This window comes from Streptomyces roseifaciens, from assembly GCF_001445655.1.
GTDB classification, from domain to species: domain Bacteria; phylum Actinomycetota; class Actinomycetes; order Streptomycetales; family Streptomycetaceae; genus Streptomyces; species Streptomyces aureoversilis.
Genome location: NZ_LNBE01000004.1, coordinates 2,644,163 through 2,666,808 on the forward strand (window position 1 = coordinate 2,644,163; position 22,646 = coordinate 2,666,808).

19 protein-coding genes and 2 tRNA genes are annotated in these 22,646 nt (G+C 71.5%); 13 read left to right on the plus strand and 8 right to left on the minus strand.

Features of this window, described 5'->3' with window-relative positions; genetic code table 11:
• Positions 1-155 precede the first annotated feature (155 nt).
• From AS857_RS29075 to AS857_RS29090, 4 genes are all read left to right on the plus strand, one after another.
• Complete coding sequence (locus tag AS857_RS29075) at positions 156-1,283, plus strand: SDR family oxidoreductase (protein ID WP_058046155.1); 1,128 nt, start codon at positions 156-158, stop codon at positions 1,281-1,283.
• A gap of 111 nt (positions 1,284-1,394) precedes the next feature.
• The gene (locus AS857_RS29080; protein WP_058046156.1) at positions 1,395-1,853 is read left to right on the plus strand and encodes a molybdenum cofactor biosynthesis protein MoaE; all 459 of its coding nucleotides are present in this window, start codon (positions 1,395-1,397) and stop codon (positions 1,851-1,853) included.
• 186 nt (positions 1,854-2,039) lie between these two features.
• Positions 2,040-2,228, plus strand: a complete 189-nt coding sequence (locus tag AS857_RS29085) for a hypothetical protein (RefSeq protein WP_058046157.1) — start codon at positions 2,040-2,042, stop codon at positions 2,226-2,228.
• 113 nt (positions 2,229-2,341) lie between these two features.
• Positions 2,342-3,430 carry a YlbL family protein gene (locus AS857_RS29090; protein ID WP_173864817.1) on the plus strand — a complete coding sequence of 363 codons (1,089 nt, stop codon included), beginning with the start codon at positions 2,342-2,344 and terminating at the stop codon, positions 3,428-3,430.
• 21 nt (positions 3,431-3,451) lie between these two features.
• Here the strand turns inward: AS857_RS29090 and AS857_RS29095 are convergent, their stop codons facing one another.
• Entirely contained in the window at positions 3,452-4,051 is a 600-nt protein-coding gene (locus tag AS857_RS29095; RefSeq protein ID WP_058046158.1) for a PPA1309 family protein, read from the minus strand.
• Positions 4,052-4,195: 144 nt separating this feature from the next.
• Between AS857_RS29095 and AS857_RS29100 the strand changes: the two genes are divergently transcribed.
• From AS857_RS29100 to AS857_RS29115, 4 genes are all read left to right on the plus strand, one after another.
• On the plus strand, positions 4,196-7,120 hold the full coding sequence (locus tag AS857_RS29100) for a UPF0182 family membrane protein (protein WP_079110709.1): 2,925 nt from the start codon (positions 4,196-4,198) through the stop codon (positions 7,118-7,120).
• Positions 7,121-7,162: 42 nt separating this feature from the next.
• Positions 7,163-7,236 (plus strand) — tRNA-Met (locus AS857_RS29105).
• A gap of 236 nt (positions 7,237-7,472) precedes the next feature.
• On the plus strand, positions 7,473-9,350 hold the full coding sequence (locus AS857_RS29110) for a tetratricopeptide repeat protein (protein WP_079110710.1): 1,878 nt from the start codon (positions 7,473-7,475) through the stop codon (positions 9,348-9,350).
• A gap of 62 nt (positions 9,351-9,412) precedes the next feature.
• Positions 9,413-9,486: transfer RNA gene (locus AS857_RS29115), tRNA-Met, on the plus strand.
• Between the two features lie 94 nt (positions 9,487-9,580).
• Here AS857_RS29115 and AS857_RS29120 read toward each other — a convergent pair.
• Positions 9,581-9,997, minus strand: a complete 417-nt coding sequence (locus AS857_RS29120) for a Fur family transcriptional regulator (protein WP_058046160.1) — start codon at positions 9,995-9,997, stop codon at positions 9,581-9,583.
• Positions 9,998-10,201: 204 nt separating this feature from the next.
• Between AS857_RS29120 and AS857_RS29125 the strand changes: the two genes are divergently transcribed.
• Positions 10,202-11,692, plus strand: a complete 1,491-nt coding sequence (locus AS857_RS29125; RefSeq protein WP_058046161.1) for a catalase — start codon at positions 10,202-10,204, stop codon at positions 11,690-11,692.
• Between the two features lie 73 nt (positions 11,693-11,765).
• On the opposite strand, the gene AS857_RS29130 is transcribed toward AS857_RS29125, so the two are convergent.
• Together AS857_RS29130 and hisN are read right to left on the minus strand one after the other, a co-directional pair.
• Positions 11,766-12,188, minus strand: a complete 423-nt coding sequence (locus tag AS857_RS29130) for a CBS domain-containing protein (RefSeq protein ID WP_058046162.1) — start codon at positions 12,186-12,188, stop codon at positions 11,766-11,768.
• A gap of 157 nt (positions 12,189-12,345) precedes the next feature.
• Complete coding sequence (gene hisN, locus AS857_RS29135) at positions 12,346-13,152, minus strand: histidinol-phosphatase (protein ID WP_058046163.1); 807 nt, start codon at positions 13,150-13,152, stop codon at positions 12,346-12,348.
• Positions 13,153-13,278: 126 nt separating this feature from the next.
• On the opposite strand from hisN, the gene AS857_RS29140 reads away from it, so the two are divergent.
• Positions 13,279-13,929: a TetR/AcrR family transcriptional regulator gene (locus AS857_RS29140; protein ID WP_058046164.1), complete on the plus strand. Its 651-nt coding sequence runs from the start codon at positions 13,279-13,281 to the stop codon at positions 13,927-13,929.
• Between the two features lie 28 nt (positions 13,930-13,957).
• Here AS857_RS29140 and AS857_RS29145 read toward each other — a convergent pair whose 3' ends face one another.
• Complete coding sequence (locus tag AS857_RS29145) at positions 13,958-15,658, minus strand: ABC transporter family substrate-binding protein (protein WP_058046165.1); 1,701 nt, start codon at positions 15,656-15,658, stop codon at positions 13,958-13,960.
• A 166-nt stretch (positions 15,659-15,824) separates the two neighbouring features.
• Between AS857_RS29145 and AS857_RS29150 the strand changes: the two genes are divergently transcribed.
• From AS857_RS29150 to AS857_RS29160, 3 genes are read left to right on the plus strand one after another with little or no spacing between them, the layout of a single operon-like run.
• Entirely contained in the window at positions 15,825-16,808 is a 984-nt protein-coding gene (locus tag AS857_RS29150) for an ABC transporter permease (protein WP_058047140.1), read from the plus strand.
• A 15-nt stretch (positions 16,809-16,823) separates the two neighbouring features.
• On the plus strand, positions 16,824-17,783 hold the full coding sequence (locus tag AS857_RS29155; RefSeq protein ID WP_063278441.1) for an ABC transporter permease: 960 nt from the start codon (positions 16,824-16,826) through the stop codon (positions 17,781-17,783).
• Complete coding sequence (locus AS857_RS29160) at positions 17,764-19,815, plus strand: dipeptide ABC transporter ATP-binding protein (RefSeq protein ID WP_058046166.1); 2,052 nt, start codon at positions 17,764-17,766, stop codon at positions 19,813-19,815. The genes AS857_RS29155 and AS857_RS29160 overlap by 20 nt, the downstream gene beginning before the upstream one ends.
• An 11-nt stretch (positions 19,816-19,826) precedes the next feature.
• On the opposite strand, the gene AS857_RS29165 is transcribed toward AS857_RS29160, so the two are convergent.
• From AS857_RS29165 to aroA, 3 genes are all read right to left on the minus strand, one after another.
• The gene (locus AS857_RS29165) at positions 19,827-20,150 is read right to left on the minus strand and encodes a DMT family transporter (protein WP_030366234.1); all 324 of its coding nucleotides are present in this window, start codon (positions 20,148-20,150) and stop codon (positions 19,827-19,829) included.
• A gap of 88 nt (positions 20,151-20,238) precedes the next feature.
• Entirely contained in the window at positions 20,239-21,246 is a 1,008-nt protein-coding gene (gene rsgA, locus AS857_RS29170) for a ribosome small subunit-dependent GTPase A (RefSeq protein WP_058046167.1), read from the minus strand.
• 20 nt (positions 21,247-21,266) lie between these two features.
• On the minus strand, positions 21,267-22,637 hold the full coding sequence (gene aroA / locus AS857_RS29175) for a 3-phosphoshikimate 1-carboxyvinyltransferase (RefSeq protein WP_058046168.1): 1,371 nt from the start codon (positions 22,635-22,637) through the stop codon (positions 21,267-21,269).
• Positions 22,638-22,646 lie beyond the last annotated feature (9 nt).

Here is a 22,646-nt window from a genome sequence, read left to right on the forward strand (position 1 = left end):
CGGCGGCGAATGCCCGACATCACCACCAGCCTAGACACCTCACCGGTATCCGGGCTTGGTGCTTCGCCGACCCGGGGCCTGCGGCAGGATGGACGTCACCTGGTCCGTACGCGTCATCTCTCGTACGTACTGAAGACAACCGCTGGAGACGCCCGGTGAGTTCCCCCGACCCAGAAGTTCGCGCAGCGCGAAACGGTTCCGCGCGAGACAGTACGACCCCGCACGGCGGCCGAAGGCCCGTCGTGGCGGTCACCGGTGCCGCGCGCGGCGTCGGCGCCCTGCTCACGCAGCGGCTCGCCGTGTCCGAGCAGATCAAGCAGGTCGTGGCCATCGACGAGCGCCGCGGCGACGTGACCGAGGCGCAGTGGCACGTGCTCGACGTCCGCGACCCGGCGATCGCCGAGAAGCTGCGCGGCGCCGACGTCGTCGTGCACCTCGCGCTCGACCTCGACCTGGAGACCGACGCGGCCGCCCGCACCGCCTACAACGTGCGCGGCACCCAGACCGTCCTGACGGCCGCCGCGGCCGCCGGAGTGCACCGCGTCGTGCTGTGCACCTCCGCGATGGTCTACGGGGCCCTGCCCGACAACGACGTGCCGCTCGCCGAGGACGCCGAGCTGCGCGCCACCGCCGAGGCCACCGGTGTCGGCGACCTGCTGGAGATCGAACGGCTCGCCCGCCGCGCGCCGCGCGCCCACCCCGGCCTGAACGTCACGGTGCTGCGGCCCGCCGTCCTCGTCGGCGGCACCGACACCGCCCTGACCCGCTACTTCGAGTCGCCCCGCCTCCTGGTCGTCGCCGGATCCCGGCCGACCTGGCAGTTCTGCCACGTGGAGGACCTGGTCAGCGCCCTGGAGTTCGCCGCCCTGGAGAAGGCCGAGGGGGAGCTCGCGGTGGGCTGCGACGGCTGGCTGGAGCAGGAGGAGGTCGAGGAGCTCTCCGGCATCCGCCGCATGGAGCTGCCCTCCGCGGTCGCCCTCGGGGCGGCCTCCCGGCTGCACCGCCTCGGCCTGACGCCGTCGCCCGCGGGGGACCTCGAGTACACGATGCACCCGTGGGTCGTCAGCGGGAGCCGGCTGCACGAGGCCGGCTGGCGGCCGCGCTGGACGAACGAGGAGGTCCTCGCCGAGCTGCTGGAGGAGGTCTCCGGCCGGCACACGGTCGCGGGCCGCCGCCTGGGCCGCAAGGACGCCACCGCCGCGGGCGCCGCGGGGGCGACCGTGGCACTGCTGGGCACCGCCGCGCTGGTCCGTCGCGCGCGCAAGGCGCGCCGCCGCCTCTAGGGGCCCGCGGCGAGGGCCCGGGGGCCTTGGAGGACCGTCCACAGACCGTCTCGTACGGCTGTTTGAAAGGCCGGTCCTCGCCCACGCCCTCCGTACGGCACGATGGGGGACATGGCCCGTACGTACGATCACCCCGGCGAGCTCGCCGCGACGGATCCGGTCCGCCTTCTGGCGGTCCGCGACGCCCCCCTGTCCGTGGACGAGGTCTTCGCCGCGGTCGGCGACCACGCCGCGGGGGGCACGGCGCTCTTCGTGGGCACCGTGCGTGACCACGACGGCGGCGCCGGCGTCCGGGGGCTCGGCTATTCCGCGCACCCCACCGCCGAGGCGGAGCTGCGCCGCGTGGCCGAGAAGGTCGCGGCGGACTTCCCGGTGCGGGCGCTGGCGGCCGTGCACCGGGTGGGCGATCTGGAGATCGGTGACCTGGCCGTCGTGGTGGCCGTCTCGTGCCCGCACCGGGCGGAGGCGTTCGAGGCCTGCCGGCGGCTCATCGACGACCTCAAGCGCGAGGTGCCGATCTGGAAGCACCAGGTCTTTTCGGACGGGACAGAGGAGTGGGTGGGCGCTTAGGCGTTGGGGGCACCCCCAGCGGTAGCTGGGGGAGGGTCGGCGCTTAGTGCTGCTGCTCGGGATCCGGCGTCCTGAAGGATCACTTCCGGTTGCGTAACCGGCCCCCTGACGCGAGCGTTGACTCTACGAAAGACTAATCTGCTCATCGGTCTTTTCAGTGGTGGTGTCCGGGGGTCGGAGGTCGGTATGGCGGCACTCGTGTGGTTGCTGATTCCGGTTGCCGCGGCCGTCGTTGCCCTGCTGTGGGGCACCTGGGCCGCTCGTAACCGCAAGAGCGGGGACATCTCCGAACTCGCGGGGTATGCCCGGTTCCGTGAGGCGATGGAGCGGCGTGAGGCGATGGAACGGCAGGATTCCGGTACCGGGGTCTCCTGAAGCGCCCCCCGGCTCACGCCGGGGCGCCGGCGCTTTTCCGCGAGCCCCGGGTGGCCTCCCCGGACGGACCGCCCCGCGGGTGGACTGTCGGACCCGTCCCGTACTGTCGTTCCATGCCCCGCCGCACCGCGACGATGCTCGCCTCCCTCTTGATGCTGATCGCGCTCCTCTGCGCAGGCGTGCTGATCCCCGTGCCCTACTCGGAGATGTCGCCCGGGCCGACGGTCAACACGCTCGGTGAGCACGACGGGGAGCCGGTGCTGCAGATCTCGGGGCGCCAGACGTATCCGACGACCGGCAACCTCAACATGACGACGGTCCGCGTCACCGGCTCGCGGTACCGGATGAACCTGGTGGAGGCGGTCTACGGCTGGATCGCCCACGACAACCTCGTCGTCCCGCACAGCACGCTCTACCCGGACGACAAGACGCCCGACGAGCTCAACCAGGAGACGGCGGAGGAGTTCAGCCAGTCCCAGGAGAGCGCCAAGGTGGCGGCGCTCAAGCAGCTGGGCATCCCGGTCGGCACCCGCACGGTCGTGGCGTCGGTCGTCAAGAACAGCCCGGCCGAGGGCCAGCTGCACGCCGGCGACGTGATCAAGGCCGTCGACGGTACGGAGATCAAGCAGCCCGGGGACGTCGCCAAGCTGGTCACCAAGCACCAGCCGGGCCAGAAGGTCACCTTCCGGATCGTTCCGGCCAAGGAGGCCGCCGCGGCCGAGAAGGAGAAGCGGCAGCCGTCCGTGGAGCAGGACGTGACCCTCACGACGGGCAAGGCGCCGGACGACAAGCGCGCCCTGGTCGGCATCCAGGCCGGGACGGACCACACCTTCCCGTTCACGATCAACATCAAGCTGGCGGACGTCGGCGGGCCGAGCGCCGGTCTGATGTTCGCCCTCGGGATAGTCGACAAGCTGACCCCCGGGGACCTGACCGGCGGCAAGTTCGTCGCCGGCACGGGGACCATAGACGAGGACGGCAAGGTCGGCCCGATCGGCGGCGTCGAGATGAAGACGGTGGGCGCGCGCTCCAAGGGCGCCCGCTACTTCCTCACGCCCAAGGACAACTGCGCGGCCGCCGCGAAGGACAAGCCCTCCGGGCTCACGCTGGTCAAGGTCGACACCATAGGTGACGCCGTCGGCGCCCTGGAGAAGATCCGCAAGGGGGACTCGGCCGGCCTGCCCTTGTGCAAGGCCGGCTGAGCCCCCGCTGCGGGTGCGGCATCAGTCCTCGAACGTCGCAGCCAGCGCCTCCGCCAGCCCCGGCACCAGGTCCGGGCCCGTGAGGACCTCGGTCGGCGAGTCCTTCTCGCGCAGCCGCACCGCGGTCTCCCGCGCCCCGTCCCGCAGTACGGCGACGGTCATCCGCACCTCCTGCCGGTCCGGGTGGGCGGCGACCCACTTGGCGAGCTGCTTCTCGTTCATCCCGTTGGGCACGGTGCCCTCGGCGGACGGCGGCAGCATCAGCCGCTCCACGGTCAGGGCGCACCCCGTCACGGCACCGGGCCACGCGATGGTGCCGAGGAACTTGTCCAGGGCGGTGCCCGCCGGGACCTCGTCCTGCTCGATCGGGGTGAGGGAGCCGGCCTGGGCGGTCGCGTCGAGGCCGAGCTGATCGGCGAGACCGGGCTCCTGGGCGCGCAGCTTGGCCGTGTCGACCAGGGCGAACAGCCGCGCGGGCTGGTCCCAGCCGAGGGTGGAGGCGTACTGGTCGATCTCGAGAACGGCGCGGGTCAGCGGGCTGGCCGCCATGGGGGTGTCGCCGCCCGGGCCGCCGGGGCCGGACGGGAGGGAGGGGTCGGGGGTGCTGGAAGTGCTGGACATGAGCAATATCGTGCCCTGAGAGTGACCGAAAACGGGAACTGAGTAAAGCCTCGGTAAGTTGCCACCTTGGGCCCTAGTATCGCTGGGCCCTGATCGACAGCTCCCCTGACAGCGAACTTCGAGGTGCGCACCTTGGCTTTCCAGATGCCGGACCGCGGCGGAGGCCCGACAGGGCCACGGATCAGAGTCGGCCGACCGTCCCGGCGGATCCGGACCCTGCTCACCACGCTGGGCGTGCTGGCCGCACTGGCCATGCTCTTCGTGATGTTCGCAGGGTTCTGGACGGACTGGCTCTGGTACCGCTCGGTGGACTACTCCTCGGTCTTCACCACCACCCTCGGCACCAAGATCGGGCTCTTCGCGGTCTTCGGCCTGCTGATGGCGCTGGCGGTGGGGACCAACATCTGGCTGGCGCACCGGCTCCGGCCGCCGCTGAGCGCGATGTCGATGGAACAGCAGAGCCTCGACCGCTACCGGATGAGCATCGCGCCGTACAAGAAGTGGGTGCTCCTCGCGGTCACCGCCCTCGTGGGCCTGGTCGCGGGCGCCTCGGCGGCCGGGCAGTGGCGCACCTGGCTGCAGTGGGTCAACGGCGTCCCCTTCCACCAGAAGGACCCGCAGTTCCACAAGGACATCGCGTTCTACACCTTCGACCTGCCCTGGTACCGCTTCCTGCTGAGCTTCGGCTTCGCGGCCGCGGTGCTGTCGCTGATCGCCGCCGCCCTCGTGCACTACCTCTACGGCGGCCTGCGGCTGACCAGCCCGGGCCACCGGGCGACGGCCGCGGCCACGGGGCACCTGTCGGTGCTGCTCGGCATCTTCGTGGGCCTGAAGGCCATCGCCTACTGGCTGGACCGCTACGGCCTGGCGGTGAAGTCCAGCGGCCTGAAGTCCACCGACGGCTGGACGGGGCTGCGCTACGTCGACGCCAATGCGTATCTGCCGGCCAAGACGATCCTGTTCATCATCGCGCTGATCTGTGCGGTGCTGTTCTTCGCCACGCTGTGGCGCCGCACCTGGCAGCTGCCGGTGATCGGCTTCGGGCTGATGGTGCTCTCGGCCGTCCTGATCGGCGGGCTCTACCCGGCGATCGTGCAGAAGTTCCAGGTCCAGCCGAACGAGCAGGCCAAGGAAGCGCCGTACATCAAGAAGAACATCACGGCGACGCGTGAGGCGTACGGCATCGGCGATGCGGACGTCCAGAACTACAAGGGCAACAGCGACCTGACGGGCAAGGACCCCGAGAAGCTGCGCGCCGCGGTGAATTCGACGGCCAGCCTCCGCCTCCTCGACCCCAATCTCGTCTCGCCCGCCTTCCAGCAGGAGCAGCAGGTCAAGGGGTACTACCAGTTCCCCTCCACGCTGGATGTCGACCGCTACAAGGTGGACGGCAAGGAGCAGGACACGGTCATCGGTCTGCGCGAGCTCAACCTCAAGGGCATTCCCGAGCGCAACTGGATCAACGACCACTTCAAGTACACCCACGGCTACGGCGCCATCACCGCGAAGGGCACCACGACCGACAAGGCCGGGGCGCCGGACTTCACGGCCAAGAGCCTGCCGACCGAGGGCCTGTTCGGCCCCTACGAGCAGCGCGTCTACTACGGCGAGAAGACGACGCAGTATTCGATCGTCGGCGGTCCGCAGGAGGAGCTGGACTACTCCTCGGACAAGGGCGAGCGGAGCTACTCGTACAAGGGGAAGAGCGGGGTCAACCTGTCCAACCCCGTCAACCGCGCCGCGTACGCGGTGGCTTTCGGCGAGCCGCAGATCCTCTACTCGGGTGCCATCGGAAAGGGTTCGCGGATTCTTTACCACCGCACCCCCAAGGAGCGCGTCGAGGCGGTCGCCCCGTGGCTGACCATCGACGGCGACGCCTATCCGGCGGTGGTCGACGGCCGCATCCAGTGGATCGTGGATGCGTACACGACGACGAACGGCTATCCGTACGCCTCCCGTACGACCCTCGGTGACACCACGGCCGACTCGCTGACGACCGGCCAGCGCGCCGTCGTCGCCCAGCAGAACCAGGTCAACTACATCCGCAATTCCGTCAAGGCGACCGTTGACGCCTACGACGGCACGGTGAAGCTGTACCAGTGGGACGAGAAGGACCCGGTCCTCAAGACCTGGATGAAGGCGTTCCCGGGCACGGTGAAGGCGAAGAGCGCCATCGGCTCCGCGCTGATGGACCACCTGCGCTACCCGCAGGACCTCTTCAAGGTCCAGCGCGAGCTGCTCTCCCGCTACCACGTCACCGACTCGGAGACGTTCTACACCGGCAGTGAGCGCTGGGAGGTGCCGGACGACCCGACCAACACCAAGGGCAACGCGGTTCCGCCGTACTACCTGAGTATGAAGATGCCCCGCCAGGAGAAGCAGACCTTCTCGCTGACGACGACCTTCACGCCCAAGAACCGGACGAACCTCGGTGCCTTCATGGCCGTGGACGCCGATGCCAAGAGCAAGGACTACGGCAAGATCCGGATACTGAAACTGCCGTCCGAGACCTCGGTCTGGGGACCGCGGCTGGCACAGGGCAAATTCAACAGCCACACACCCGTCGCCGACCAGATCAACATCTGGAAGAAGGGCGATTCCGAGGTCGAGTACGGAAACCTGCTGACCGTGCCGCTGGACGGCGGGCTGTTGTACGTGGAACCGGTCTATCTGCGGGGCGCCGGCTCCAATTACCCGCTCCTGAAGAAGGTGCTGGTGAACTACGGCGACAAGATCGCCTTCAGGGACACCCTCGACGAGGCCCTGGACGAGATCTTCGGCAGCAAGACCGCGCCCGCCAAGCCCTCCGAAGGCACGCAGAAACCGGCTCCCTCCCAGGACCCCACGGTCAAGCAGGCCCTGAAGGACGCCCAGGACGCCTTCACGGCCGGCCAGAAGGCCCTGGAGAACAAGAACTGGGCGGAGTACGGCAAGGCCCAGGACGCCCTGAGGGACGCCCTCGACCGGGCCGCCAAGGCCGAGGCCAAGGCCGCCGAGAAGAGTGGCGACAAGGGCGGCGACAAGGCCGGGGACAAGGGCAGCGAGCAGGGCGGCAAGCCCGGAAGTTGATCAAGCTCCGCCCCGCGCCGTGGTACGGTTGTTCCACAACAGCGCGGGGTGGAGCAGCTCGGTAGCTCGCTGGGCTCATAACCCAGAGGTCGCAGGTTCAAATCCTGTCCCCGCTACTTCATGACAAGGCCCGGAGTCCAACCTCGGACTCCGGGCCTTGTCGTTCCCGGACCCCGCCGGCCACCCCGGCCGTGCGGTGTCCGGGTGACGCGGACTGTGCGGGTTGTGTGCGGGGCTTCTGTGGAGAGTTTGGAGCCCCGTCGTGTCGGGAAGTCGGGAAGTCGACAAAACGCTGAAGTGACCTCACTGGCTGCGGTATACCAGGTGTACGCGGGTTGCGGGTGGTGCGACGATGGGGCTTATGGGGGACAGGACGACGCTGTGGGAGACAGGCCGGCTTGTAGAGGCTCCCGGTGACGGGAGCGACCAGGAAATGCCGGGGTTCCGTCCCGGCACGGCGGACTCCGCCGACGCCGGCGACGCCGCCGACCTCGAGCTGGAGACCGCCCGCCGCCGTGCCGCGGAGAGCGGCGACCCCGCCGCTCTGAGCATGCTCGGCGCCCTGCTGCTGCGTCGTGGGGACCTCGACGGGGCGGAGCGCCACCTGCGCGCCGCCACCGCCGACGGCGACCGCTCCGCCGCGAACAACCTCGGCGTCCTGCTGCACCAGCGGGGCTACGCCGACGAGGCCGCCGGGTGGTGGCGCATCGCCGCCGTCGCCGGTTCCGCCGCCGCCGCGCACGCCCTCGGCCGCTACCACCGCGAGCGCGGGGACGAGCCCGCCGCCGAGTACTGGCTGCGCCAGTCGGCCGAAACCGGGCACGCCCTCGGCGCCTACGCCCTTGCCGACCTGCTGGAGCACCGAAGCGACGTCGGGGCCGAGCGCTGGTTCCGGTCCGCGGCCGAGCGCGGCCACCGCGAGGCCGCCTACCGCCTGGCCAGGATCCTCGACGGCCGGGCGCCGCGCTCGCGCGCCGAGAGCCTGGGCCCGGGCGGCGTCGAGACCTCCGTCCGCGAGCTGCGCGCCGCCGCCGCGGGCGGCCGCGACGGCGGGAGCCCGGCCCGCGAGGCCGAGCAGTGGTACCGCCAGGCCGCCGCCCGCGGCCACCGCCGGGCCGCCCTGCACCTCGGCACCCTGCTGGAGGGCCGCGGCGAGACCCAGGAGGCCGCCCGCTGGTACCTGACCTCCGCCAAGGACGGCGAGCCCCGGGCCGCCTGCGCGCTCGGCTTCCTGCTGCGCGACGCCGGGGACGCCGACAGCGCCGCCGTGTGGTGGCGCCGCGCCGCCCAGGACGGCGACGGCAACGCCGCCAACGCCCTGGGCGCCCTGCACGCCGACCGGGGCGAGTCGCAGGAGGCCGAGCGCTGGTACCGCACGGCGCTCGACCACGGCGACGTCAACGGCGCCTACAACCTGGCCCTGCTCTGCGCCGAGCAGGGCCGCACGGCCCAGGCCGAGCAGTGGTACCGCCGCGCGGCCTACGCCGGGCACAAGGAGGCGGCCAACGCCCTCGCCGTGCTGCTGCTCCAGGGCGGTGACGCGGCCGGTGCGGAGCCCTGGTTCTCCAAGGCCGCCGAGGCGGGCAGCGTCGACGCCGCCTTCAACCTCGGCATCCTCTACGCCGGGCGCGACGAGGACCGCACGGCCTTCCAGTGGTACGAGCGCGCGGCCACGGCCGGGCACACCGACGCCGCCCTCCAGGTCGCCATGGCCCTGCTGCGGGACGGCGACGAGGAGGCCGCCGAGCGCCACCTGCGGGTGGCCGTGCGCGGCGGCAGCGCGGAGGCCGCCTTCCGGCTGGGCGCGTTGCTCGACCGGGACGAGGAGGCCCGCGAGGAGTGCGAGGAGTGGTACGAGCGGGCGGCCCGGCAGGGCCACCGGCGGGCCCAGGTGCGGCTGGGGATGATCGTCGCCGAGCGGGGCGACGTGGTCGGGGCCGCGCACTGGTACCGCGAGGCGGCCGAGGCCGGCAGCCGCAACGGCGCCTTCAACCTGGGGCTGCTGCTGGCCCGCGAGGGCAGCGAGCCGGAGGCGGCCTTGTGGTGGGCCCGCGCGGCCGAGGCCGGGCACGGGCGCGCCGCACTGCGGCTCGCCCTGCTGGCGGCCCGGCGCGGTGATCTCACCGAGGGGCGGCACTGGTGCGACCGGGCGGTCGCGCTCGGCCCCCCGGAGGTGGCCGAGCGCGCGGCGCGGCTGCGCGATGCGCTGCAGCAGGAGCTGACGGCGTAGGGACGGGCCGGGGCAACCCGTTTGCTTCTACTGCGCCGGAAGGGTTAGGGTGAAGCTAACGACGCGGGGTGGAGCAGCTCGGTAGCTCGCTGGGCTCATAACCCAGAGGTCGCAGGTTCAAATCCTGTCCCCGCTACTCCAAGGCAAGGCCCGGATCCTCAGGATCCGGGCCTTCGCCGTTTCCGGGCCCCTCACGCTGACGGCCGCCCCCCCCGGGCGCCCCCCCGCGCTCAGCTCGTGGAGCAGTTGGGGCAGACGCCGCGGTACGTGACCTCGACGGCAGCCACCTGGAAGCCGAAGCGCTCGTCGGCCGGCAGGACGGCCAGCAGGTCGCCCGTGGGGTGCACGTCGCGGATCGTGCCGCACCGGGAGCACACCAGGTGCTGGTGCGCGTGGTGGGCATTGGGGTCGTAACGCTTGGCGCGCCCGTCCGTGCTCACTTCCATGACCTCACCCAGGGAGACCAGCTCCCCGAGGGTGTTGTACACGGTCGCGCGCGAGATCTCCGGCAGTAGTTCCGCGGCCTTGGCGTGCACTTCGTCCGCGGTGTAGTGCACGTGGTCCCCGTTCAGGACCTCGGCCACGACGCGTCGCTGTGCGGTCAGCCGCCAGCCGCGTCCCCGGAGCCGTTCCAGCAGGTCACTCATGCCATTCACCTATCAGTCAGATGGGACCAGCGTAGCAGCGGCCCTCGTCCACGATTGGATCTTGTTTTTATGTTAGGTCCATCTTGACTTAGACATTGTCTAATGTAGGATCGAGCTCGGCTCAGGCCAAGCGATCAGGTCAAGCCAAAGCGATCGGGTCCGGCCAGGTGACGGCTGGGGCCCAGTGGCCGAGTGAGGGACGAGATGACGGAGGCACACGTGTCGGTTCAGGGCGAGACCATTCCCACGACGGGCCCGCTGACCACGGAGTCCGGAGCTCCGGTCGCGGACAACCAGAACAGCGAGACCGCGGGCCTCGGCGGTCCCGTTCTGATCCAGGACCAGTCGCTGCTGGAGAAGCTCGCGCACTTCAACCGCGAGCGGATCCCGGAGCGCGTGGTGCACGCCCGCGGCGCCGGTGCGTACGGCACGTTCACCGTCACCGCCGACGTCTCCCGGTACACCCGGGCGAAGTTCCTGTCCCAGGTGGGCAAGCAGACCGAGACGTTCCTGCGGTTCTCCACCGTCGCCGGCAGCCTCGGCTCCGCCGACACGGTGCGCGACCCCCGCGGCTTCGCCCTGAAGTTCTACACCGAGGAGGGCAATTACGACCTCGTCGGCAACAACACCCCGGTGTTCTTCATCAAGGACGCCATCAAGTTCCCCGACTTCATCCACACCCAGAAGCGCGACCCGTACACCGGCTCGCAGGAGGCGGACAACGTCTGGGACTTCTGGGGGCTTTCGCCCGAGGCCACCCACCAGGTGACCTGGCTCTTCGGCGACCGCGGCATCCCCGCCTCGTACCGCCACATGAACGGCTACGGCTCGCACACCTACCAGTGGCAGAACGAGGCCGGCGAGGTCTTCTGGGTCAAGTACCACTTCAAGACCGACCAGGGCATCAAGAACTTCACCCAGGACGAGGGCAACCGCGTCGCCGGCGAGGACCCCGACTTCCACCAGCGCGACCTGCGCGAGGCCATCGAGCGCGGCGAGTTCCCCACCTGGACCCTGCAGGTGCAGATCATGCCGGCGGACGAGGCGGCCCACTACCGCTTCAACCCGTTCGACCTCACCCGCGTGTGGCCGCACGAGGACTACCCGCCGATCGAGGTCGGCAAGCTGGAGCTCAACCGCAACCCCGACAACGTCTTCGCCGAGGTCGAGCAGTCCGCCTTCTCGCCGGCGCACTTCGTGCCGGGCATCGGTCCCTCCCCGGACAAGATGCTGCAGGGCCGGCTCTTCGCCTACGGCGACGCCCACCGCTACCGCGTCGGCATCAACGCCGACCACCTGCCGGTGAACCGCCCGCGCGCCACCGTGGCGAACACCTACGGCCGTGACGGCTATGCCTACGACGGCCGCCACGGCCGGGCCAAGAACTACGAGCCCAACAGCTTCGGCGGCCCCCGGGAGACCGGGCAGCCGCTTTGGGGTTCCACCTCCGTCACCGGCGGCACCGGCAATCACGCGGTGCCCTCGCACGCGGAGGACGACGACTTCGTCCAGGCGGGCAACCTCTACCGGCTGATGTCGGAGGAGGAGAAGGAGCGCCTCATCGCCAACCTCGCGGGCTTCATCGCGAAGGTGTCGCGCGACGAGATCGCCGAGCGGGCCATCAACAACTTCCGCCAGGCGGACGCGGACTACGGCAAGCGACTGGAGGCCGCGGTCCAGGCCCTGCGCGGCTGACAGGCCGCTTGCCGTACAAACCGGAGAGGCCGGACGCCAATGGGCTCCGGCCTCTCCGGCTGCCCTCAGCCCCTCATCCCGTCAGTGCCCCCGCCGCCGCGTCCTCCCGGGCCCCCCGCGCGCCCGTCCGCAGCCAGCACCGGATGATGTCGCGCACCGACACCACGCCGACCGGCCCCTGCCCGTCGAGGACGATCAAGTGGCGGAAGCCGCCGCGCGACATGGCGTTCGCGGCCTCGTCCAGCGTCCACTCGGGCGCCGCGAAGACGACGTCCGTCGTGGTGTGCGCGTGGGCGGTCTCCCGGTCCGGGTCCTGCCCGGCGCCGACGGAGTTGAGGATGTCCCGCTCGGTGAGGATGCCGAGGCCGCTGGTGTCGGGATCGAGGACGACCGCGGCGCCTATCCTGCGCGCGGACATCAGCCTGGCTGCCTGTCGGAGGGTGTGGGCGGGGCCGATGATGAGGACCACCGTGCTCATGGCGTCGCGGACGAGCATGGCTGGAGCCACCTCCTTGGTGGACCGCGAACCCCCTGCCGGGATTCACAAGTTCACAAGCGTGGGGCCTTCATCGTCACACGGCACGGCGTGCCCAACAAGGGGCGCGCAGGGCTGTAACCGCACTCGGCGGCACTCCCGGATCCGCCCGGGCGCGCTACGTGCGCAGGTAGCCCAGGAGCTCGTCGTGGAGCAGGCCGTTGGACGCCGCGGCGTCGCCGCTGTGCGGGCCCGGCCGGCCGTCCAGCCCGGTGAAGCGGCCGCCCGCCTCCTCGACGATGACCACGTTCGCCGCCATGTCCCACAGGGACAGCTCCGGCTCGGCACAGATGTCCACCGACCCCTCGGCGACCATCATGTACGGCCAGAAGTCGCCGTAGCCGCGGGTGCGCCAGCAGTCGCGCGTGAGGTCGAGGAAGCCCGGCAGCAGGCCGCGCTCCTCCCAGCCGCCGATCGAGGAATAGGCGAACGAGGCGTCCTCGATACGGCCCACGCGGGACGCCTGCAGGCGGGTCGCCGATGTCAGGCTGCGGCCGGTGTACGCACCGGAGCCCTTGGCCGCCCACCACCGGCGGCCCAGCGCCGGTGCCGACACCACGCCCACGACGGGCTCCCAGCTGATCGAGCCGGCGTACTCGGACTGCACCATCAGGGAGATCAGCGTGGCCCAGACCGGCACCCCGCGCACGTAGTTCTTGGTGCCGTCGATCGGGTCGATCACCCAGCGGCGCGGGCCCGTGCCCTCGCTGCCGAACTCCTCGCCCAGCACCGCATCACGCGGCCGTGCGCGTTGCAGGTGACCGCGGATCAGCTCCTCGGCGGCCTTGTCCGCCTCGCTCACCGGGGTCATGTCCGGTTTGGTCTCGACCTTCAGGTCGAGGGCCTTGAACCGGTCCATGGTGGCCGCGTCGGCGGCATCCGCGAGGACATGGGCCAGCCGCAGATCATCGTGGTAGTCGGACATGGCTGAACAGTACCCGTGGCCGCCGCTCCGGCACTCGCGGCCCGCCCAGGGCTCTTGACACCGTATGGCGGCACGTCAATTCTGTGGCCACAGTCGTGGTACGGCCGGACGGCCGGGGAGGCGACGATGCCCGCGGCACGAGAGCTCTTGCTGGACGCGGCCTTCGCGGCGCTTCGCACCCGGCCCTGGAACGGGGTCCGGATGGTGGACGTCGCGGCCGCGGCCGGGGTCTCCCGGCAGACGCTCTACAACGAGTTCGGCAGCAAGGACGGCCTCGCCCGCGCCCTGGTCCGCCGGGAGGCGGAGGCTTTCCTCGCCGGTGTCGAGCGGGCCCTGGCGGCCGCGCCCGCCGGCGCCGCCGCGGACGCCGGGGACCGCTGTGCGGCCGCCGCCTGCTGGATCCTGCGCACGGCCCGGGCCAACCCCCTCGTCCGGGCCGCGCTCACGGGGTGCCGCGGGGAGCGGCTCCCGGCCGCCGCGGCGCCTGCCCTGCCGGCCCCGCGGGGGCCGTTCGCCGCTCCCCGGGGGCGCTCCGGGCCCGCCGCCGCGGCCCTCGCCGAGGCCGTCCGCGACCGCACCGTCCGGGCGGTCTCCGGCACGGCTCCCGACCGGGCGCCGGAGGTCACGCGGTGGGCCTGTGAGGCGGCCGTACGGCTGACGTTGTCCTACGTCGTCGCCCCGGGCGCGTCGGACGAGGAGGCCGCCGGACAGGTCGCCCGTCTGGTCCGCACCCTGGTGGGGGAGTACGCGACGGAAGCGCCCCGTCCGGAGCAGTGACCGGTCGGGGCGGTGGTTGCTCCGGCGGTTACTTCAGCCATCCGATCCGGACGCTGTTCTCGTCGCCCAGCCCCGGCGCACCGGTGTTGGCCAGGCCCTTGCGGATCGCGATGATCTGGGGCCGCTGGTAGAGCGGCACCGAGTGACCGAGCTCCCAGACCTTGGCGTCCGCCTCGTTGTACAGCGCGACCTGCTTCGCGGCGTCCGTGGTCCGGGACGCCTCCACCAGCAGCTTGTCCACCTCGGGCGACGAGACCCGGCCGTAGTTGGTGAAGGCGTTGTCGCCGTCCGGCTGCCGGTAGTCCTGGTAGGAGCTGGAGCGGTGGATCCGGTCGACCTGGCGGAACTGCGTGAGGTCGTAGTTGCCGCGGTGGACGTACCGGTCGAAGTAGTCGTCGCCCGGGACCTTGCGCAGGTCGACCTTGATGCCGATCTCGCCGAGCATCTGCTGGGTGAGCTTGGCCTGGTCCTCGGCGAGCGGGACCGCGTCGGCGGGCATCACGTACTCCAGGGCGAGCGGCTTGCCGTCCTTGGTGCGCGGCTTGCCCGCGCCCTCCTCCTTCCAGCCCGCCTCGTCCAGCAGCTTCTTTGCCCGGGCGACGTCCCGCTTGCCGAAGGAGCCGGCGTTGTCCCGGTAGCCCTCCTGGTTCGGCATGAAGAAGTGGTTGTTGACGACCTTGGGCCGGAACGGCAGGTCCTTGCCCGCCACCTTTGCCAGCGCCTCGCGGTCCACGCCGAGGGTCACGGCCTGGCGCGCCTTGACGTCCTGGAGCGGCCCCCGGGCGCCGTTCATGCTGAGCGTGACCTGGTCCCAGCGCGCGCCGATGCGGAAGTCGGTGTCCTTGTCGCCCTTCAGGCGCTGGTACGCCTCGGGGGTGGAGGCGGGCGTGTCGTCGATCTCCTTGTTGAGGTAGGCGTCGGTGCGGGCCTTGCTGTCCATGGCCCAGAAGATGTACTTGTCCAGCTTCGGCTTCTCGCCCCACCAGGCGGGGTCCGGGACCAGGGTGATGGTCTTCGCGGTCTTGTCGTACTGGCCGACCTTCCAGGCGTTGCCGGTGACCGGGACCCGTCCCGCCCAGCCCTTGTTGAAGCTGTCCGGGGTGGCGTTGAGGGAGGCCGGGAGCAGCGGGTCGAAGAGCATCTGCCAGTCGGCGAACGGGGTCGCGAAGGTGACCCGCACCTCGTGCTCGTCCTTGCCCTGCTCGACCTTGGTGATCTGGTCGTAGCCACTGGTGGAGGCGACCTGGAAGCCCTTGTCCTTGCCGCTGAGCGCCTTCCACTGGGCCTCGAAGTCGGCGACGCCCAGCGGCTTTCCGTCCGACCACCCGGCCTTCGGGTTGAGCTCGTACGACACCACCTGCGGGTCGGTGGAGACGACCTTCGCGGAGGCCAGGTAGTCCGGGTTGGAGTGCGGGACGCCCTTCGCGTCGAAGGTGAACAGATCGGGCTCCACCAGGGCGGTGATCGCCGCGGCGTCGCCCTGGGTGCCGTCCGTCTGGTTGGGGTTGTACTGGTTGATCCACTGCTGGATCGAGACCTTGTGGATGCCGCCCTGCTTCAGGTCCTCCGCCGGGTGCGGGTTGAGGTCCTGGGCGCCGACCGCCGGTGCCGCCTTGTCCTGTGCGCCGTCGTCCGAGGACTTCCCCGAGCCGCTGCCGCAGGCGGTGACCACCAGCGCGGCGGAGACGGCCGCGGCCGCTAGGGCGGTGGCTCTGACGGGCCTGATCATGGCGGGTTTCCTCTCATGGGGGACGGACGGCCCGGTCACCGTAAGCACGTCGCTGCCGCCTCAACAGGCCTATACGGTCAAGCGTTTACATCATTTATCACGTACGAAACACATCCGAAACAGAAAGAAACCGAATGGTAGGTTCCGCCGGATAGTGTCACTCACCGTGCTCGCCTATCTGACGAAACGACTCGGCTACTATGCGCTGCTTCTGGCCGTGGCCGTCTTCCTGTCGTACGTGCTGTCGTCGCTGGCGCTCTCCCCGCGCGGGTACTTCGAAGGCCGCCAACCGCCGCCCCCCGCCGAGTCGGTGGAGGCGCAGCTGACCGCGCTCGGGATCAACGACCACACGCCACTGCTGGAACGATTCGGCACCTGGGCCTCGCACGCCGTGCGCGGGGACTTCGGGCGGACCATCGACAGCAGCAGCGTGGGCGAGGAGTTCGGCCGCCGCATCGGCGTCAGCCTGCGGCTGCTGCTCGCGGGCACCCTGTTCGGCACCGTCGCCGGCATCCTCGCGGGTGCCTGGGGCGCGCTCCGGCAGTACCGGTTCTCCGACCGCGCGGTCACCGTCCTCGCCTTCCTGCTGCTGTCCACGCCCACCTTCCTCCTCGCCGTCCTGCTCAAGATCGGGGCCATGAAGGTCAATCAGGCCGCGGGCACCGAACTGATCTCCTTCACCGGCGAGAAGACCCCGGGCCTCACCGGCTCCGCGGGCACGCTCCTCGGCGACCGCGCCGCCCACCTGCTCCTGCCCACCCTCTCCATCGCGCTCGGCACCGCCGCCGCCTACAGCCGCTACCAGCGCGGCACCATGCTCGACGTCCTCGGCTCGGACTTCCTGCGCACCGCGCGCGCCAAGGGGCTCACCCACCGCAGGGCCGTCCTCACCCACGGGCTGCGCACGGCGCTCGTGCCCATGTCCACGTTCTTCGCCTACGGGTTCCTCGCCCTGTTCACCGGCGCCGCCTTCACCGAGAAGATCTTCGGCTGGCACGGCATGGGCTCGTGGTTCATCGACGCCATCGGCAAGAGCGACGTCAACTCCGTCGTCGCGGTCAACGTGTTCGCCGCCGTCATGGTGCTGCTCTCCGGCTTCCTGGCCGACGTCCTCCACGCCGCGCTCGACCCGCGCGTCCGCACCAGCTGAGCGAGGCACACGACCGTGACCACCACCGCCACCGTCCCCACCGCCGGCCCCGCCGCGGCCCCACCGCCCGCGGCCCGCGGGCGGGGCCGCACCGCACTGCGCCGCTTCGCCGCCAACCGCAACGCCGTCACCGGCGCCGGCGTCCTCCTGCTGCTGTTCCTGCTCGCCTTCGCCGGCCCGTATCTCAGCCCCTGGAGCCACACCGACATCGACTACGGCGCGCTGCGCGAAGCACCCTCGGCCGATCACTGGTGGGGGACCAACCGCATCGGCCAGGACGTGTACGCGCAAGTCCTCCACGGGCTGCAGAAATCGCTGCTGATCGGCCTGCTCACGGCCCTGACTTCGACCGTGCTGGCCTCCGTCGTCGGCGCCTGCGCGGGCTACTTCGGCGGCTGGGCCGACCGGGCCGTCACCTTCTTCATCGACCTGCTCCTCGTCTTCCCCGCCTTCCTGATCATCGCCATCGTCTCGCCCCGGCTCCGCGACAGCGGCTGGATCGTCTTCGTCGGACTCCTCGCCGTCTTCGGCTGGATGATCACCGCGCGGGTGGTGCGGTCCATGACCCGCTCCCTCAAGGAGCGCGAATTCGTCCGGGCCGCCCAGCTCATGGGGGTGCACCCGCTGCGCATCATCCTGCGCCACATCCTCCCCAACATCTCCTCCTTCCTCATCGTCGACGCCACCATCGCCGTCGGCGGCGCCGTGATGAGCGAGACCGGCCTGTCGTACTTCGGCTTCGGCGTGCAGCCCCCCGACGTCTCCCTCGGCACCCTCATCGCCGACGGCTCCGACGCCGCCCTCACCTACCCCTGGATGTTCTTCTTCGCCGCCGGACTCCTCGTCGTCTTCGTCCTCGCGGTCAACTTCCTCGGCGACGGCCTGCGCGACGCCCTCGACCCCACCTCGGGCCTCCACCGCACCAGGCGCCGCCCGCGCCGGAAGGGAACCACCCATGACCGCGCCGCCCGCTGACGCGGTGACCCCGGCCCGCACGGCCGCCCTGGCCGTACGGGACCTGCACGTCGACTTCGACGGGCCCGAGGGCCCGGTACCCGCCGTGCGGGGCGTCGACCTCACCCTGAACCGCGGCGAAGTCCTCGGCCTCGTCGGCGAGTCGGGCTCCGGCAAGTCCACCGTCGCCCTCGCCGCCATGGGCCTGCTGCCCCGCACCGCACGCGTCCGCGGTTCCGTGCTGGCCGGCGGCACCGAGATGCTCGGCGCGGGGGAGAAGGCGCTGTCCCGGCTGCGCGGCAGCCGCGTCGCCATGGTCTTCCAGGACCCGCTCTCCGCCCTCACCCCCGTCCACCGCATCGGCGACCAGATCGCCGAAGCCGTCCGCATCCACCAGGACGTCACGCGCGACCAGGCCCGGCGCCGTGCCGTCGAGCTCCTGGACCTCGTCGGCATCCCCGACCCCGCCCGGCGCGCCCGCGCCTACCCGCACGAGTTCTCCGGCGGCATGCGCCAGCGCGCGATGATCGCCATGGCCGTCGCCAACGACCCCGACGTCATCCTCGCCGACGAGCCCACCACCGCCCTCGACGTCACCGTCCAGGCCCAGATCCTCGACGTCCTGCGCACCGCCCGGCGCGAGACGGGCGCTGCGCTGCTCCTCGTCAGCCACGACCTCGGCGTGATCGCCGGCATGGCCGACCGCGTCGCCGTGATGTACGCGGGCCGAGTCGTGGAGAGCGCGCCCGTGGACGAGCTGTTCGCCGCACCGCGCATGCCGTACACCATCGGGCTGCTCGGCGCCGTGCCCCGCCCGGACACCGGCGGACACCCGCTCACCCCCGTACCCGGCTCACCGCCCGACCTGCGCAAGCCGTCCGGCGGCTGCCCCTTCGCGCCCCGCTGCCCGCTCGCCGACGAGGCCTGCGGCGACGAACCCGAGCTCACAGGGTCCGGCGACCACCTCGCGGCCTGCGTGAAGACGCCCGGCCCCGACCTCTACCCGGTGCCCGGCCTCCCGCCCGCACGCGCCGCCGCCGACGTGCCCCGCGACGAACTGCCCGCCGTACTGCGCGTGCAGGGGCTGACCAAGACCTTCCCGGTGTTCAAGGGCACCGCCTTCCGCCGCCGCGTCGGCAGCGTGTACGCCGTCGACGGCGTCGACCTCGACATCCGGCGGGGAGAGACCCTGGGACTCGTCGGCGAGTCCGGCTCCGGCAAGTCCACCGCCCTGATGGAGATCCTGCGGCTCGCGGCCCCCGAGTCCGGGGAGGTCGAGATCCTCGGCCGCTCCGCCGCCGAGCTGACGAAGCGCCAGGCACACGCCCTGCGCGGCTCCGTACAGATCGTCTTCCAGGACCCCATGGCCAGCCTCGACCCGCGGATGCCGGTAGGCGAGATCGTCGCCGAGCCGCTGCGCGCCCAGGGCCACGGGCGCGCGGTCGCCGCCGGCCGCATCCCCGAACTGCTGGAGCTCGTCGGCCTGGAGGCCGGCCACGCGGACCGCTTCCCGCACGAGTTCTCCGGCGGGCAGCGGCAGCGGATCGGCATCGCGCGGGCGCTCGCGGTCGAACCGGAGCTGCTCGTCCTCGACGAACCGGTGTCCGCGCTGGACGTCTCCGTGCAGGCCGGCGTGCTCAACCTCCTGCAGCGCCTCAAGCGCGAACTGGGCCTCGCCTACCTCTTCGTCTCGCACGACCTGGCCGTCGTGCGGCACGTCGCGGACCGCGTCAGCGTCATGTACCTCGGCCGCACCGTGGAGTCCGGGCCGGTCGAGGAGGTCTTCGCCCGGCCGCGGCACCCGTACACGCAGGCGCTGCTGTCGGCCGTCCCGGTGCCGGATCCCTCGCGGGAGCGGTTGCGGGAACGGATCCTGCTGGCGGGGGACCCGCCCAGTCCCGAGGTACGGGACGAAGGGTGCCGGTTCCGCGGGCGGTGCGCCGTGTACACGGGGCTGGGGGATGCGGAGCGCTCGCGGTGCGAGGGGGTGCGGCCCGTGCCCCGGGCGTTCGGCGGTGACCAGGTGGCGGCATGCCACTTCGCCGCGGGCTAGCGGCTGAGGTGTCAGTGCGCCGAACCCGACAACTGCAGCCCCATGACCCCCAGGATCACCAATCCGATCGACACCAGCTTCAGCGTCGAGACCAGGTCGCCGAGGAAGACCATGCCGTAGATCGCCGTGCCGGCCGCGCCGATGCCCGTCCACACGGCGTAGGCCGGGCCCACGTCGAGCTTCTTGAGGGAGAGCGTCAGCAGGCCGAAGCTGCCGAGCGCGAAGCACGCGAACGCGATCGTCGGCCACAGCCGGGTGAAACCGTGGGAGAGCTTGAGACAGACCGCGAAGCCGGTTTCCAGCAGTCCGGCGACCACGACCAGCAGCCACGCCATCAGTTTGCCTCCCGCGTCTCGGCGACCGCCGTCCGTCCCGGTGTGCTTGATGCCCTTGCCACTGGCGGTCACTCGCAAACGTAGGCGATCAATCGCCTTCGCGTCGCTCCCGCGTGGAAAGCAGTCGGCGCAGTGAGTAGAGGCGCTGCGGATCGGCGTGGCCGTCGGCCACCCACGCGTCCAGAGCGCATTCCGGTTCGTCGTGGCTGCAGGCCCGCGGACAGCCCTCCGTGCCCGGCTCCAGGTCGGGGAAGGCGTGGATGACGCGGGACGGATCGATGTGGTGGAGGCCGAACGACCGGACGCCCGGGGTGTCGATGACCCAGCCCGAACCGCCGGGCAGCGGCAGGGCCAGCGCGGAGGTGGTGGTGTGCCGGCCGCGGCCGGTGACCGCGTTGACGTGGCCGGTGGCCCGCTGCCGGTCCGGGACGAGCGCGTTGACCAGAGTCGTCTTGCCGACGCCGGAGTGGCCGACGAAGGCGGTCACCCGGCCCGCCAGCTGCTCGCGGACCCGGTCCGCGGCGCCGCCGTCCGCGAGCTCCTCGCGGCTGGTGACCACGTGGTGCACGCCCAGCGAGCCGTAGGACTCCAGGAGCTTGTCCGGCGAGGCCAGGTCCGACTTCGTCAGGACGAGCAGCGGCTCCAGGCCCGCGTCGAAGGCGGCGACCAGACAGCGGTCGATCAGCCGGGGCCGCGGCTCGGGGTCCGCGAGGGCGGTGACGATCGCGAGCTGGTCGGCGTTGGCCACCACCACGCGCTCGAAGGGGTCGTCGTCGTCCGCCGTGCGGCGCAGCACCGACGAGCGCTCCTCGACCCGCACGATGCGCGCGAGCGTGTCCTTGGCGCCGGACAGATCCCCGACGACCGCGACCCGGTCACCGACCACGACCCCCTTGCGGCCCAGCTCGCGGGCCTTCATCGCCATCACGATGCGGTCCTCGACCAGACAGGTCAGCCGGCCGCGGTCGACGGTCAGGACGAAGCCCTCGGAGGCGTCCTCGTGCTTGGGGCGGATGTTGGTGCGGGGGCGGTTGCCCTTGCGGTTGGGGCGGACGCGGATGTCGTCCTCGTCGGGGTTCTTGCCGTAGCGGCGCATTGCTGGCTTTCCTGGATCTCTCAGACTCTCGGCGCCGTCGCCGCCCCCGCGACGGTGCCCAGCATCCCGGTCCACAGCTCCGGGAAGTCGGGCAGGGTCTTGGCGGTGGTGGCCACGTTCTCCACCTGGACGCCGTCGACCGCGAGGCCGATGACGGCGGCCGCGGTGGCGAGCCGGTGGTCCTCGTAGGTGTGGAAGACGCCCCCGTGCAGCGGGCGCGGGCGGATGTGCAGCCCGTCCTCGGTCTCGGTGACGTCGCCGCCGAGCTCGTTGATCTCCTTGGCCAGGGCGGCCAGCCGGTCCGTCTCGTGCAGCCGCAGGTGGGCGATGCCGCGCAGGGTGGACTCGGAGTCGGCGAGCGCCGCGACGGCGGCGATCACCGGGGTCAGCTCGCCGACCTCGTGCAGGTCGGCGTCGATGCCGGTGATGCGGCCCGTGCCGGTGAAGGTCAGGCCGGCCTCGGTCAGCTCGCAGGAGCCGCCCATCGCGGTGAAGATCTCCCGCAGGGCGTCGCCGGGCTGGGTGGTGCGCTCGGGCCAGTCGGGGACGGTGACCCGGCCGCCGGTGACCAGGGCGGCGGCCAGGAACGGCGCCGCGTTGGACAGGTCCGGCTCGATCACGACGTCGCGGCCGAGCAGGGCGCTGGGGGAGACCCGCCACACGTTCGGCTCGCCGCCGGACTCGGGGGTGTCCACCTGCGCACCGGCCTGGCGCAGCATGTCGACGGTCATCCGGATGTGCGGCATCGAGGGCAGCACGGAGCCCACGTGCCGGACCTCCACGCCCTGGTTGAAGCGCGGCCCCGACAGCAGCAGCGCGCTCACGAACTGCGACGAGGACGAGGCGTCGATCTCGACGGTGCCGCCCTCCAGGGCGCCGCCGCCGTGCACGGTCAGGGGCAGGGCGCCGCGCTCGTTGTCGTCTATGCGGGCGCCCAGGGCGCGCAGTGCGTCGATCACGCCGTGCAGGGGGCGCTCGTAGCTGCGCGGGTCGCCGTCGAAGCGGATCGGGCCGTCGGCCAGGCTCGCCACGGGCGGCAGGAAGCGCATCACGGTGCCGGCGTTGCCGACGTCCACGGTGGAGGGGCCGCGCAGCCGCGCGGGGATCACCCGCCACGCCTCGCCGGAGCCGGCCGGGCCGTCGGGATCGCCGGAGCTGGAGGAGACGGTCTCCTCGATGCCGACGCCCATGGCGCGCAGCGCCTCGGCCATCAGCAGGGTGTCGCGGGAGCGCAGGGGGCGGCGCAGCCAGCCGGGCTCGGAGGCGAGCGCGGCCAGCACCAGGGCGCGGTTGGTGACCGACTTCGAACCGGGCACGGTGACGGTCGCGTCGACCGCTCCCGTGGCGAGGGGGGCGGGCCAGAGGTCTGCGTGCGCGGGGTTCTCGGTCATGCCTTTACC